Below are 14,080 nucleotides of genomic sequence, written 5' to 3' on the forward strand. Positions count from 1 at the left end.
TGTGGTCCTTCGCTGCGCTCGGCTAGCCAGAGCGAGCGCGCCCAACCTGTCGGCAGCGCGCATCGCGCACGTCACCGACCCAAGGCGCAGCTGCGAAGCAGCAGCCGTCTTTGTCCCCGCTCCCCACCCCTGCTGGCTGCGCCGAGAAGCACAGGGCCTGGGGTGGGTGCGTGTGCCGAAGGACACACGCACTTCGTGCTCTAGCTTGCCGATGCTGTTTGAGCGGAGTTCGAAGAACGCAGCGAGTTCATCGGCACCACCCCAGGCCCGAGCATCGCAGGTTGCCCCCGTTCGCCCGACAGGGCGAACGGGGGACGCAGACTGGGGGTCNNAGCCTTTAAAACAGGCATGCAGCAACCACAGCACACGATCCGTGAAATCCGTCGCAGCGCACGCCATGTCTCGACAACACACGCCAGCAACCGCTGCCACAAAGGCACCCCAAGCCGTGAACAATTTCACCACCCCGCCCCCCCAGTGCAGCGCAGGGCCCTGGCTTCAATCGGACTGCGTGGAATGATCGCGCCCAGGTTCCAGAAACCACCGCCACCAACCCACCACGCTAATCCCCATGAAGCGCCGCCTCATCCTCGGAGCCACCGGCTCCCGTGGCCGCCACGTGCTCGAACAGGCGATCACCGCCGGCCACCAAGTCTGCGTGCTCGTACGCAACCCGGCCAAGCTACCCACCGAGACACGTGCACTGGTCACCTTGCACCAGGCCGACCTCGGCCAGATCGCCACGGAGGACCTGGCGGCAATCGTCCGGGGACACGATGCACTCATCAACTGCGCCAGCATGGTCACCGAGGGTCAGGCCTTCGTGGACCTGGTGGCGCGCATCGTCGAAGCGTCGAATCGCTGCCCGCCTCCGAGCGGCCTATCTGCTGGTTTTTTGGGGGCGCTGCGGCGCTGGACATCGGCCAGACGGGCCGCAAGGGTGCCACCCTGCCCAAGGTGCGCGACACCTACTGGCCGCACCTGAAAAACTACGAACGCATCTGCGCGTCGCCCCTGGACTGGCGCATGCTGTGCCCCGGCCCCATGGTGGAGAAGGCCGCGCTCGGCATGGCCCGGATGCGGGTGGCCACGGAGCAGTTGCCGGTGCGCATTGCGGGCTTCGCCAACGCGCTGCCTGCCCCACTGCTCCTGCTGCTGTTCGCCTCCAAGGTGCCCGAGATAATCATCACATATGCCGACGCCGTAGCCCTGATGCTGGCCCACCTGGAGCCTGCCGGCACCCTGTCGCGCAACCGCGTGGGGATGGCGCTGCCAGTGGGCATGAGGGGCAGGAAGGACACCTGGGCGGCGCAGTCCCGCGCCACGGCCTGATGGCTCAGCTGCCCGCCACCTTCATCTTGTTCACGAGAATCGAGCCCACGGTCTTGGCACCGTAGTTGTAGGTGTCGGCACCCACGGCCTCGATGCCCTGCAGCATGTCCTTCAAGTTGCCGGCGATGGTGATCTCATGCACCGGGTAGGCGATGCGGCCATTCTCGACCCAGAAGCCGCTGGCGCCGCGCGAATAATCGCCGGTCACGTAGTTCACGCCCTGGCCCATGAGCTCGATCACGAACAGGCCCGTGCCCAGCTTTTGCAGCATGGCGTCGAGGTCGTCGCCGGGCTGGGTCAGGCGTGAAGTCATGGTCAGGTTGTGCGAGCCGCCGGCGTTGCCGGTGGTCTTCATGCCCAGCTTGCGTGCCGAGTAAGTGGACAGGAAATAGCCCTCCAGGCGCCCGCCCTTGACGACCTGGCGCGGAGCCACGCGCACGCCTTCATCGTCGAACGGCGAACTGCCCTTGCCGCGCAGCTCGAAGGGGTCTTCGCGCACGTCGATGTGCTTGGGCAGCACGCGCTTGCCCAGCGAGTCGAGCAAAAAGCTGCTCTTGCGGTACAGCGCGCCACCGCTCACGGCCTGCACCAGGCCGCCCAGCAGGCCGGCGGCCAGGGTGGACTCGAACAGCACGGGGCACTGCGTGGTGGGAATCTTGCGGCTGCCCAGGCGCGACAGCGCGCGCTCGGCGGCATAGCGGCCCACGGCCTGCGGCGAGGCCAGCTCGGCCGCATCGCGCATGGAGCTGTACCAGGCGTCGCGCTGCATCTCGGCATTGCGGCCGGGCAGCGAGGCAATCGGCGCCACCGAGAAGCTGTGGCGCGACGACGCATAGCCACCGCGGAAGCCGCGCGTGTGGGCGCTGAAGAAGTGGCTCTGCTGGGCCGACACGCCTGCGCCTTCGCTGTTGGTGATGCGACGGCTGGCCTTCAGGGCGGCGGCCTCGCATTCCATGGCCATCTTCGCGGCCTGCTCGCTGTCGATGGACCAGGGGTGGAACAGGTCCAGGTCGCGGTGCGTGTCGATGGGCGCGATGTCGTCGGCATCGGGCAGGCCGGCCATGGGGTCTTCGGCCGTGAAGCGGGCGATGTCGTAGGCGGCCTGCGCCGTCTGCTCGATGGCCTTGCTGGAAAAATCGGAGGTGCTGGCATTGCCCCGGCGGTTGCCGATGTAGACGGTGATGCCCAGCGACTTGTCGCGGTTGCGCTCCACCGTTTCGAGCTCGCCCTTGCGCACGCTGACCGACAGGCCGCAGCCCTCGGAGGCCTCGGCGCCGGCGTCGGTGGCGCCGAGCTTTTTGGCATGCGCGAGGGCGCGGTCCACCAGTTCTTCGAAGAACGGACGGCTGTAGCTGAAGCCGTTGTCGGGGGTGCCGGATGCGGTGGCGACCGGGGCGCTGGAGGCGCGCGGCGTGCGGATGGAGGGTTTATTCATAGCGGCAGCTATGATACTTGCCGCTGTGGCGCGCGCTGCGCCACCTCCCCATTTGCCCCCACCCATGTCACGCAAACCCAAAAAAGGCTACTTTGTGAAGGGCCAGTTCGTTGCCGAAGGCAGCGAAATGGACATTCAGCTCAAAGCCGAACTCAAAGGCACGCCCGATGCCAGCCGAACCGATCTCAAGCGCGAAAGCGATGCCCTGCAGGACCTGGGCAAGGAGCTTCTGACCCTGCGCGCCGACCTGTTCGAGAAGGTGGGCCTGCCCGAGAAGCTGGTGGATGCGCTGGCCGAGGCCAAGCGCATCACCAATTTCGAAGGCAAGCGCCGCCAGATGCAGTACGTGGGCAAGATCATGCGCAAGCTCGACCCCGAGCTGGTACAGGCTGCGCGCCAGGCGCTCGAAGAGCAGCACAAGGGCTCGGCCGACGTGAAACTCACGCTGCACCTGGCCGAGCAGTGGCGCGACCGCCTCATCGCCGACGACGAGGCCCTGGCCCCGTGGATGGCCGAGCACCCCGACACCGACACGCAGCAATTGCGCGCCCTGATCCGCCAGGCGCGCAAGGATGCGCCGCCCGCCGACAAGGCCGCAGTGTCGCAGGGCCTGGCGCCGCGCAAGGGCCGCGCTTACCGCGACCTGTTCCGGCTGGTGCGCGAGCACATGGGCGACGTGCCTGAGAACGACGAAGACGGCGACGAGGACGGGGACCATGCCTGAAGCTGCGCACGGCGCCGTCCACGACCCTGTCCGGGTAGGCATTGTCTCCATCAGCGACCGCGCCAGCAGCGGCGTCTATGAAGACAAGGGCCTGCCGGCGCTGCAGGACTGGCTCACCCGCGCGCTGCACAACCCCATCACCTTCGACGCGCGCCTGATCCCCGACGAGCAGGCGGGCATCAGCGCCGCGCTGATTGCTTTGGTGGACGCGGGCTGCAGCCTGGTGCTGACCACCGGCGGCACGGGCCCCGCGCTGCGCGACGTGACGCCCGAGGCCACGCTGGCCGTGGCGCACAAGGAAATGCCGGGCTTTGGCGAGCAGATGCGCCAGATCAGCCTGAAGTTCGTGCCCACGGCCATCCTCTCGCGCCAGGTGGCGGTGGTGCGCGGGCAGAGCCTGATCATCAACCTGCCCGGCCAGCCCAAGGCGATTGCCGAGACGCTGGAAGGCCTGCGCGCGGCCGATGGCAGCCAGATCGTGCCCGGCATCTTCGCAGCAGTGCCCTATTGCATCGACCTGATCGGCGGGCCCTACCTCGAAACCCGCGACGAGGTCTGCAAGGCCTTTCGGCCCAAGAGCGCGGTGCGCAGCCGCTGAATGCAGGCCTGGCGAGGTGCGCCGGGCTTGCATTTTGTAACCAGTGATGCGGCTCGTGACCCACATGGGTGCGCCGGGTCACACGAAAGTGCGTTGTGCAGCCCCTAGACTGGTCGCTACATTCACTTTCACCGACACATGATGAAGAAAAGACTTCTTCTGCAGCTCACCCTGGTTGGCCTGCTCGCTGCCTGCGGCGGTGGCGGCGGCAGCAGCGATGGGCCCACGCCAACGCCCCAGCGCCTGGTGGGCGAGATCTTCGGCACGCCCGAACAGGTGGCCACCTCGGACCTGGTGACCAATGCCGGCTACGGCGGCTATGGCGGCGCACTGGAGACCTCACGTGCGATACAGAAGGCCGGCAAGACCAACATGCTGGACTTTCTGTTCCTGTTCAACATCTCCGACAAAGGCGCCGCCCGCCTGGTGAGCGACGCCCCCGCCGTGCTGGAGGCCTACATCGCGAAGAACGCCGACCTGCTGCAGCCCGGCGTCTACGTGTACCTGCTGGATGAGATGTACCTCAAGGCGTCGCTGGTGGAGGACGACCCGGCGGAATACCAGGCGCAGCTCGACGACCTCAAGCGTGCCGCCGCGCTGGTGCGCCAGCGCCTGCCGCAGGTGAAGCTGGGGCTGTCGTTCAGCCCGCACGCCACCTTTGGCCACCCCAAGGTGATGCCTTTCATAGCGCCGGCCATCGCGCAGGTGGACTGGGTGGGCACGACCACCTACTGGCTGGGCGACAAGACCACCACCAGCGCGCTGCACGACTGGTCGCGCGCCCTGCCGGGCCTCGCAAGGGCCGCCCAGCCCAAGGTGGAGACCTGGTACATCGCCCAGGCCTTCCGCGAGCCCGCGTGGGACAAGCAGGTTTTCCGCGAGTTCATGCAGACCGAGCTGCAGATCTCGGACAGCTATGACGCGATCATCTTCTTTGGCTGGCAGGAGACCTCGGAACTGTCCAGGCAGACTGCCGGGCGCTACTTCGAGGCCGAGACACGGGCTGTCTACAGCCGATTCCTCAAGAAATGACCTGCCGGGTGGGAGAGAACCCTGGAAAGGGTTCTACTTGCCCACCAGTTCGTTGAGCTTGCCCGCCTCGAACTGCTCGGTAGTGGCCGCATCGCAGGGCACACAGTCCCGGGTGGCGGGGGCCGCCGTCGAGAGTTTCTCGATGGCCTGCCACAGCAGCATGATCTGGTGCTCCTGCGAGGAGGCGTTGTCGATCAGGCCGCGCATGGCCTGCGACAGCGGGTCGTCCTCCTGCGTGATGCCGTAGGCCGTGAACTTGCGCGGCTGTGGCTCGGTCACGTCGGCGCTCTGGCCGGCCTTGGAGGGGATGATGCGCGCCGGGATGCCCACGGCCGTGGCCCCTGCGGGCACGGGCTTGATGACGACGGCGTTGCTGCCGATCTTGGCGCCATCGCCGACCTCGAAGCCACCGAGCACCTTGGCACCCGCACTCACCACCACATCCTTGCCCAGTGTGGGGTGGCGCTTGGCGCCCTTGTAGAGCGAGGTACCGCCCAAGGTCACGCCCTGGTAGATGGTGCAGCCGTCGCCGATCTCGGCCGTCTCGCCCACCACCACGCCCATGGCGTGGTCGAAGAAGACACGTTCGCCGATCTTGGCGCCCGGATGGATCTCGATGCCCGTGAGCCAGCGCGCAATGTGCGAAATGAAGCGCCCCAGCCACTTGAAGCCATGGCCCCAGCACCAGTGCGCGGGCCGGTGCAGCCAGATGGCGTGCAGACCGGGGTAGCAGGTGATCACCTCCCAGGTGCTGCGCGCAGCGGGGTCGCGGTCGAGGATGCACTGGATGTCGGAACGCAGGCGTGCAAACATGGCTATGGTTGTTTTTGGAATATGGAAATGCAGTCTAGCGCTTTGCCTGCGCCGTCTCGATCATGGCTTTTGCAACACCACGCAGGATGTGGATTTCCTCGGACCCCAGTTGCGCGCGGTTGAAAAGCTGGTTCAGGCGCGGCATGAGCTTCTTGGGCGCATCGGGGTCCAGGAAGCCGATGTCCACCAGGGCGCGCTCCCAGTGCGCGAGCATGCCGGCCACCTGGGCCGCATCGGCCAGCTCACGTGCCGGGACGGCATCGGCCAGCTCACGCTCCTGCGCGGCATCGGCCACCTCGCGGTCCGGCGCGGGCGCAACAGCAGCCGGCGCGCCAAAGCCACCCAGGGCCATGCGCCATTCGTAGGCGATCACCTGGACGGCCGCGCCCAGGTTGAGCGAGCCGAAGCCGGGATTGGTGGGAATCGACAGCGCCACATGGCAGCGGTACACGTCCTCGTTGGCCATGCCGAAGCGCTCGGAGCCGAACAGGAAGGCCACACCCGACTCCACAGCGGCGTCTGCCGCCCTAGGGGCGACCAACTGCGCAAAATGCTCGCGCGGCGAGCGGGTCGGCGGCCCGAAGTCCCTGGGCGTCATGGCCGTGGCGCACAGGTGGCTCATGCCGTCGAGCGCCTCGTCCAGCGTGGCGACGATGCGCGCGTTCTGCAGCACGTCGAGGGCGCCGCTGGCGCGCTGGATGGTCTCTTCACGCCGCAGCACGTTGGCCCAGCGTGGCTCGACCAGCACGAGGTCGTCGAACCCCATCGTCTTCAGGGCCCGCGCGGCGGCACCGACGTTGCCGGCATGGCTGGTGTTGATCAGGACGAAACGGGTTTTCATGGGGTCGAAAGGGCTCTGTGCGGACCTGGATAGGCCCTTGCATTGGGACGGAAACGGCAAAACAGGTAAAATCCAGCCCCTATTGTCGCCGCCCGCATCGCCTGGCTGCGTTCCACGCTCCTCTTTCGCAAGGCGCGCCCCCTGCCGGCGCCCTGCCAGAAACCACAATTTATGTCGTCCAACCTGCACCCCATGCTCAACGTGGCCATCAAGGCCGCACGCGCCGCCGGCGCCATCATCAACCGCGCGGCCCTTGACGTGGAGGCCGTGCGCATTTCGCAAAAGCAGGTGAACGACTTTGTGACCGAGGTGGACCACGCGGCCGAGAAGATCATCATCGAAACCCTGCTGACGGCCTACCCCGGCCACGGCATCCTGGCCGAAGAGTCGGGTTCGGAATACGGCGCCAAGGATTCGGAATTCGTCTGGATCATCGACCCGCTGGACGGCACCACCAACTTCATCCACGGCTTTCCCGTGTACTGCGTGAGCATCGCCTTGTCCGTCAAGGGCAAGATCGAGCAGGCCGTCATCTACGACCCCTCGCGCAACGACCTGTTCACCGCAACCAAGGGCCGTGGCGCGTACATGAACGACCGCCGCATCCGCGTGAGCAAGCGCACCCAGCTCAAGGACTGCCTGATCTCCACGGGCTTCCCCTTCCGCCCGGGCGACAACTTCAAGAGCTACATGAACATGATGGCCGACGTGATGCAGCGCACGGCCGGCCTGCGCCGCCCCGGCTCCGCAGCACTCGACCTGGCGTACGTGGCCGCCGGCTTCACCGATGGCTTCTTCGAAACCGGCCTGTCCATCTGGGACATCGCCGCCGGCTCGCTGCTGGTGACCGAGGCCGGCGGCCTGGTGGGCAACTTCACGGGCGAGGCCGAGTTCCTGGAGCAGCGCGAATGCCTGGCCGGCACCCCCCGCATCTACGGCCAGCTGGTGCCCATCCTGGGCAAGTACAGCAAGTTCGCCAGTGCCGGCGACAAGGCTGCCGTGCGCCAGGCGGCCGATGCCGGTGAGCCGGATGCGGCCCCAGCGGCGGACGCCGCTCCCGACGCACAGGACGGCGCAGCCAAGGACGAGAGCGCCCCGCTCTGATAGTCTGCAGGGTGGTCCATCGCCACCCTCCCCCAGCCCATCAACCCGGGTCGGGGTACTTCTGCGCGATGACGCGAAAATCCTCGGCGATGTCCACGAAGGCATCCACCATGTCGGGGTCGAAATGCGTGCCCCGGCCACGCACGATGGTGCTGCAGGCCTGGTCGTGCGAGAACGCAGGCTTGTAGACGCGCTTGCTGATCAGCGCGTCGTACACGTCGGCCACCGCCATGAGCCGGGCCGACACGGGGATGGCGTCGCCCGCCAACCCCTCGGGGTAGCCCGAGCCGTCCCACTTTTCCTGGTGGCTGTAGGCGATTTCCTTGGACACGCTGAGGAACGCCACGCGCATGCCCAGGCGCTTCTCGGCGTCCTCGATGGCGGCACGGCCCAGCGTGGTGTGGGTCTTCATGACTTCGAACTCTTCCACCGTGAGCTTGCCGGGCTTGAGCAGGATGCTGTCCGGGATACCGATCTTGCCGATGTCGTGCAGCGGCGCCGACTTGTACAACAGGTCGATCATGCGGTCATTGAGCGCGTGCTCGAAACGCGGGTGGTGGCGCAGCCGTTCGGCCAGCGCCTTCACGTACAGCTGGGTACGGCGGATGTGGTTGCCGGTCTCGTTGTCGCGAGTCTCGGCCAGCGAGGTCATGGCCATGATGGTCACGTCCTGGATGGCCTGTACCTCCAGCGTGCGCAGGGCCACCTCGCGCTCCAGGTAGGAGCTCTTGTCACGCAGGAAGTCGGCCGTGGCCTTGAGCGCCAGGTGCGTGTTCACGCGCGCCAGCAAAATGGGCGGGCTGATGGGCTTGGTGATGTAGTCCACCGCGCCCAGGGCCAGGCCCATGCGCTCGTCATCCGGGTCGGAGCGGGCGGTAAGGAAGATCACCGGGATGTCGCGCGTAGCGGGCGAGGCCTTCAAGCGCCGGCAGACCTCGTAGCCGTCCACCTCGGGCATCATGATGTCCAGCAGGATGAGGTCGGGCCTGGTGTCCGACTGGGCGATCTTGAGTGCCTTTTCCCCATGGTTGGCCACCTTCACCAGGTAGTGCTCGCGCAGCAGGCTGCCCATCAGCGTGAGATTGTCGGGCGTATCGTCCACCACCAGTACTGTGGCGATCGGCTTGTCCACAAGGGTCGGCTGGTGCGAAGCGAAGGGCGCGTTGTCCATGGGCTTTCCTGCGAATTGGGACCGTTCAGGGGGCTATGGCGGAATCAGGGGGTGGCGGCTCGGGCACCACAGAGGCGATGGTATCCAGCGCCTGTTCGAAATCAAAGTTCCGAATGTGCACATCCACCGCCTTAAACACCGGGTCCAGGAATCCCTCCAACACCATTGCATTGTGTTGCAAAAACTCGGCGGCTGCCGGGTCGTCCTGTAACAGCAGCGTGCGCAGCTGGTGCAGCAGTTCGGCCGGGGGCCTGGTCGGCACCAGGCCGGCTGCATCGGCCAGTGCCGGCGCGCCTGCGGCCCACCGCTTGAGCGCATCGATCAGGGGCAGGAGCACCCCACCCAGCGCCGCGAGCAGGGGTGCGGTGGCCTCTGGTGGCGGCGGGCCCTTGCGCAGCAGGTCTTCGAGCTGGTAGGCGCGGTCTGCCACGGGCTGCGCACCTATGTTGGCGGCCACCGAGCGCAGCGTGTGCGCCAGGCGCTCGGCAAGACCCAGGTCCCCGTTGGCGAGCGCAACCTCCATCTCCGGCACGGCGCCAGCCTGCCCCTCGACAAACCGGCGCAGCATGTCGCCATAAAGGGCGGGTTTGCCCAGGGCGCGCTGCAGCCCCAGCGCCGTATCCAGCCCGGCCACCAGGGGCCATTCCACAGGATGCGGGGGCCTGGGTGGCATGGCGCCAGCGTGGTGCGGCTGCGGGGGCAGGCCCTGGGGCACGCCCAGCCCGGGGCGCGGCTGTATCCAGCGCGCCAGGGCCTTCCAAAGGGCCGCAGGGTCGATGGGCTTGGCCACGTGGTCGTTCATGCCGGCATCAAAGCAGCGCTGGCGGTCGGCGTCCATGGCATTGGCTGTCATGGCCACGATGGGCAGGCGCGCAAAGCGCGGGTCCGCGCGCAGGTGGCGCGTGGCGGTCTCCCCATCCATCACCGGCATCTGCATGTCCATCAGCACCAGGTCGTAGCTGTCCTCGTGCAGCCGGTGGATGGCCACTTGCCCGTTGCCCGCCACGTCCACGTCGAAACCCGCGTCGCGCAGCAGTTCCACGGCCACCATCTGGTTGAGTTCGTTGTCCTCCACCAGCAGCACCCGCGCGCCCCGGATGGCCAGGGGCAGCTCCTCGGACACGGGCGGCGGCACATACTGGCGCTGCAGCGCCGGCAGGGCATGCTCCAGAGGCTGCATCAGCGTCTCCAGCAGCAGGGAGGCATTCACGGGCTTGATCAGCACCGTCTCGATGCCCTGCGCGCGCGCAGCGCGCATCACGTCCTCGCGCCCGTAGGCCGTGACCATCAGCATCTGCGGCACCTGGGGCATGCCCAGACTGCGGATGTGGCCCGCCAGCTCGACACCGTCCATGCCCGGCATGTGCCAGTCGAGCAGCAGCAGGCCGAAGAAGCGGTTCTTCGCCATGGACTCGCGCAGGATATCGAGCGCCTGCAAGCCGGAGTAGGCCTGCTCCACCTCGAAGCCCATGGCCTGCAGCATGTCCGACAGCACGGTGGCCGCCGTGTGGTTGTCGTCCACCACCAGCACCCGGCGGCCCACCAGGTCCGGCGGCGGCAACAGCACCCGGGCCGGGGCACCACGCTCCAGCGGCAGGCTGACCCAGAAGGTCGAGCCCTGGCCGAACTCGCTGATCACCCCGACTTCGCCGCCCATCAGCTCGGCCAGGCTCTTGCAGATGGCCAGGCCCAGGCCGGTGCCGCCATAGCGGCGCGTGGTCGAGGTATCGGCCTGCTGGAAACTGGCGAACAGCCGCCCCATCTGCTCGGGCGTGAGGCCGATGCCCGTGTCGCGCACCTCGAAGCGCAGGCTCACCCGCGTTTCGCTCTCTTCGAGCAGCCGCACGGCAATGCTGATCTCACCCTGGTCGGTGAACTTGATGGCGTTGTTGGCAAAGTTGATGAGGATCTGTCCCAGGCGCAGCGAATCGCCCAGCAGGTTGGGCGGCACGTTGGCGGCGACATCGCAGACCAGCTCCAGCCCCTTGGCGCCGGCCTTGTAGCCCACCACGTCGGTCACGCTCTCAAGCATGCGGTCCAGCACGAAGGGCTGCTTTTCGACCGTGAGCTTGCCCGCCTCGATCTTGGAGAAATCCAGGATGTCGTTGATCACGCCCAAAAGGTGCTGCCCGGCCTGCTGGATCTTGCTCACGTAGTCGTGCTGGCGCGCGTTCAGCCCCGACTTGAGCGCCAGGTGCGACATGCCGATGATGGCGTTCATCGGCGTGCGGATCTCGTGGCTCATGTTGGCCAGGAAATTGGACTTGAGCGCGGTGGACTCCTCGGCCAGCTCCTTGGCGCGGCGCAGGTCCTCTTCGGCGCGCTGGCGGTCGGTGATGTCCACGAAAGTGCCGATGGCGCCGCCGGGCGAGCCGTCGGCCCGTGCGAAGGCGTGCAGCCAGAACAGGGTGTGGTGCACCTGCCCGTCGGCGTACGACAGGTCCACCTCCTTGTGCACCGAATGCAGGCCATTCATCGCCTGCAGGTTGTCGCCCTGGAAGCGCATGCGCTGCTCGGGCGGCAGGAAATCGAGGTCGAGCACGGTCTTGCCCACCAACTGGTCTCGGCGCACGCCGAAGGCCTGCTCGTAGGCGCGGTTGAAGCCGATGTAGCGCCCGTCGGCCCCCTTGTAGAACAGGGGCACCGGAATCGCGTCGATCAGCGCCTGCTGGAAGCCCAGTTGCTCCTCCACCTGCTCCTCCAGCTGCTTCTGGTCGTGGATGTCCACGCTCACGCCCACCACGCGCACCGCACGGCCCGCGCCGTCGCGCAGGATGCGCGCAGCCATCAGGAACCAGCGCACCTCGCCGTCCGGGCGCACGATGCGCCAGGAATTGCGCAGGTCGGTATCGACCCCATCCAGGCTGGCTCTGAAATTCGCACTCGCTTCCTCGCGGTCATCCGGGTGCAGGCGGTCAAGCCAGTAGCCAAGGCCCGCAGGCTGCGTGCCCGCAGGCAGGCCCAGCATGGACACGAGCTTGTCGGACCAGACCACCGTATCGGCCACCAGGTCGATGTCGAACACGCCCACCTTGCCGGCTTCCTGGGCGATCTCCAGCCGCTCATTGGCCTGCTGGATGGCGATCTCGCCCTTGCGGGCCTCGGTCACGTCCTCGATGACCCAGATGGAGGCAGAGCGGTAGCCCTCCATATTGATGCTGCGCCCGGCCAGTCGGGCCTCGAAGCTGCTGCCATCCAGCCGGCGCAGCGTGGCACGCTCGCGCAAGGCCTGGCCCGAGGCGAGCCGTTGCGCGATGAGGGCCGCAAAGCTGTCCGATTGCACCTTGTCGCCGAACAGCGCCGTCACCTCGCCGCCCAGCAACTGCGAGGCCGTGCCCCGCATGAGCTCCACGAAGGCCGGGTTGAACTGGCGGAACTGCCCTTCGCAGACCAGCAGGATGGGTGGCGCATTGTCGAAGATGGCGGTCTGCTGCTCCAGCAGCTCGTTGAGCAGGCGCTCGCGCCGCTCCAGCTCGGACTGCGCGCGCATGCGCTCCGAGACATCCTCGTGCAGCCCGACGATGGCAATGCGCTTGCCGCGCCCGTCGAACACGGGCGACAGCGTGGCCTCGTCGTGGTAGATGCTGGCGTCGCGGCGCCGGTTCACAAAGGTGCCGCGCCAGGACCGCCCCGACAGCAGGGTGGCCCACATGTCCTTGTAGGTCTGCGGCGGCGTCTGGTCGGTGGAAACGATGGACGGCTTCTTGCCGCGCACCTCGTCCAGGGCATAGCCGGTGTTGCGCTCGTACTGGGGGTTCACCCAGTCGATGCGGCCCTCGCCATCGGTGATGACCACGGCCACGGGGCTGCTCTCCAGCGCCGCGCCGAGCACCCGGAAACGCTCCAGCGCGGCCGCCATGCGTGCGCGGCTGCGCAGCAGGTCCAGCAGCAGCAGCCCCAGCAAGGCCAGCAGCACAAAGGCCGCAGCGCCCACCTGCCAGCGCAGCAGGGCGGGGACCAGGGCGCTCACATCGTCGAGCACCACCAGTTGCCACTGGCCTCCAGGGTCGTTCCATTCGATGCCCCGGCTCGCCACCGCATAGGTCACGCCATTGAGCAGCACCTCGCCGGCATCGGGCGCAAACGGCAGCGCGGAGGCCACGCCGTTCTCGAAGTGGCGCCCGAACTGGCGCGACGCACGGATCGCATCGATGCGGGCCTGCGTGAGCGGCGGCGCCACGGCAAACTGCCATTCGGGCCGGGTGGACGAGAACGCCACGCCCTGCGGGGACATGAGCAGCGCGGGGATGCCGGTGCTTGCCACCAGCGCATCGACCACCTCGAAGCCCACCTTGAACATCACCACGCCGATGATGGAGCTGGAGGGAGAGTCCGTCTCGTACAGGGGCGCCGCGTAGTACAGGCCGCGCTCCTGGCTGTTCACGCCAATGGCTGCATAGACGCTGATGGCCCCCTTCATGGCCTGCCGAAAATAGGGGCGAAACGCCAGGTTGGAGCCGGTCGCCTTCTCGCCTGCCGTCTCGTGCGCAACCACGGTGCCATCGGCCGACATCACATACACACCGCTGATCAGAAAGCGCCCGCGCGCCACCGCCAGCCGCGCCAGCGATCCCGGGTCATCCGGCGGTGTGTAGCCGCGCGCCATGTCCTTGAGCTGGGGCTCGCTCAGGCCCATGAGCGAGACGGCGCCGATCAGGCCGCCCCCGGTGGTCTGCGTGATCAGCGCATCGGCCGCCTGCTGCACGATGCGCGTGCGCTCCACCGCCCGCTCCTGGCCGCGCCAGTACACCACTGCCTGCACTACCAGCCAGGCCCCCAGCAGCGACAGCACCACCACCAGCGCCATGCCCCGCGTCCAGGCGGGATCGCGTTCGAGCACGCGATCCAGAAATCTGCCCTCTTTGTCGTTCCTCTTCACCTGTGCCATGCACAGCCCCCGGTGGGCGCAAGGCCCGTCCACGGATCACCTGCGTCAGCGCGTCGGGTCCAGCATTGCATCGATTTCCTCCACCGGCACAGGCCTGCCAAACAGATAGCCCTGGAACCCCTCGCAGCCATGCAGCCTGAGG

The 14,080-nt window shown here is 67.3% G+C and carries 11 protein-coding genes; 6 read left to right on the plus strand and 5 right to left on the minus strand.

The genetic code is table 11. The features are described 5' to 3' along the window. The first annotated feature begins 571 nt into the window (after window positions 1–571). Window positions 572–985, plus strand: a complete 414-nt coding sequence (locus ASE28_RS32890; RefSeq protein WP_235516071.1) for an NAD(P)H-binding protein — start codon at window positions 572–574, stop codon at window positions 983–985. Further along, a complete protein-coding gene (locus ASE28_RS32895; protein WP_235516072.1) occupies window positions 958–1,332 on the plus strand; it encodes a hypothetical protein in 375 nt (124 codons plus the stop codon). Before ASE28_RS32890 ends, ASE28_RS32895 begins: the two co-directional genes overlap by 28 nt. Before the next feature lie 4 nt (window positions 1,333–1,336). Here ASE28_RS32895 and pmbA read toward each other — a convergent pair whose 3' ends face one another. Further along, window positions 1,337–2,767 carry a metalloprotease PmbA gene (gene pmbA / locus ASE28_RS08020; RefSeq protein ID WP_057266037.1) on the minus strand — a complete coding sequence of 477 codons (1,431 nt, stop codon included), beginning with the start codon at window positions 2,765–2,767 and terminating at the stop codon, window positions 1,337–1,339. 64 nt (window positions 2,768–2,831) lie between these two features. Between pmbA and yjgA the strand changes: the two genes are divergently transcribed. The 3 genes from yjgA (at window position 2,832) to ASE28_RS08035 (ending at window position 5,121) form a co-directional block, all read left to right on the plus strand. Then, on the plus strand, window positions 2,832–3,491 hold the full coding sequence (yjgA, locus tag ASE28_RS08025) for a ribosome biogenesis factor YjgA (RefSeq protein ID WP_057266039.1): 660 nt from the start codon (window positions 2,832–2,834) through the stop codon (window positions 3,489–3,491). After that, entirely contained in the window at window positions 3,484–4,089 is a 606-nt protein-coding gene (mog, locus tag ASE28_RS08030; RefSeq protein WP_057266041.1) for a molybdopterin adenylyltransferase, read from the plus strand. The genes yjgA and mog overlap by 8 nt, the downstream gene beginning before the upstream one ends. 141 nt (window positions 4,090–4,230) lie before the next feature. Then, on the plus strand, window positions 4,231–5,121 hold the full coding sequence (locus ASE28_RS08035) for a hypothetical protein (protein ID WP_162261365.1): 891 nt from the start codon (window positions 4,231–4,233) through the stop codon (window positions 5,119–5,121). 33 nt (window positions 5,122–5,154) lie between these two features. Here the strand turns inward: ASE28_RS08035 and cysE are convergent, their stop codons facing one another. Further along, on the minus strand, window positions 5,155–5,934 hold the full coding sequence (gene cysE, locus ASE28_RS08040) for a serine O-acetyltransferase (RefSeq protein WP_057266044.1): 780 nt from the start codon (window positions 5,932–5,934) through the stop codon (window positions 5,155–5,157). Between the two features lie 34 nt (window positions 5,935–5,968). Further along, window positions 5,969–6,775, minus strand: a complete 807-nt coding sequence (locus ASE28_RS08045; RefSeq protein WP_057266046.1) for an RNA methyltransferase — start codon at window positions 6,773–6,775, stop codon at window positions 5,969–5,971. Between the two features lie 171 nt (window positions 6,776–6,946). On the opposite strand from ASE28_RS08045, the gene ASE28_RS08050 reads away from it, so the two are divergent. Continuing rightward, a complete protein-coding gene (locus tag ASE28_RS08050; RefSeq protein ID WP_057266048.1) occupies window positions 6,947–7,879 on the plus strand; it encodes an inositol monophosphatase family protein in 933 nt (310 codons plus the stop codon). Window positions 7,880–7,919: 40 nt separating this feature from the next. Here ASE28_RS08050 and ASE28_RS08055 read toward each other — a convergent pair whose 3' ends face one another. Together ASE28_RS08055 and ASE28_RS08060 are read right to left on the minus strand one after the other, a co-directional pair. Then, window positions 7,920–9,050 carry a two-component system response regulator gene (locus ASE28_RS08055; RefSeq protein WP_057199633.1) on the minus strand — a complete coding sequence of 377 codons (1,131 nt, stop codon included), beginning with the start codon at window positions 9,048–9,050 and terminating at the stop codon, window positions 7,920–7,922. A gap of 25 nt (window positions 9,051–9,075) precedes the next feature. Then, entirely contained in the window at window positions 9,076–13,938 is a 4,863-nt protein-coding gene (locus ASE28_RS08060; RefSeq protein WP_057266050.1) for a PAS domain S-box protein, read from the minus strand. Between the last annotated feature and the right edge of the window lie 142 nt (window positions 13,939–14,080).

Origin of the sequence: Acidovorax sp. Root219 (assembly GCF_001428665.1) — a bacterium.
Classification (GTDB): Bacteria; Pseudomonadota; Gammaproteobacteria; order Burkholderiales; family Burkholderiaceae_C; genus Acidovorax.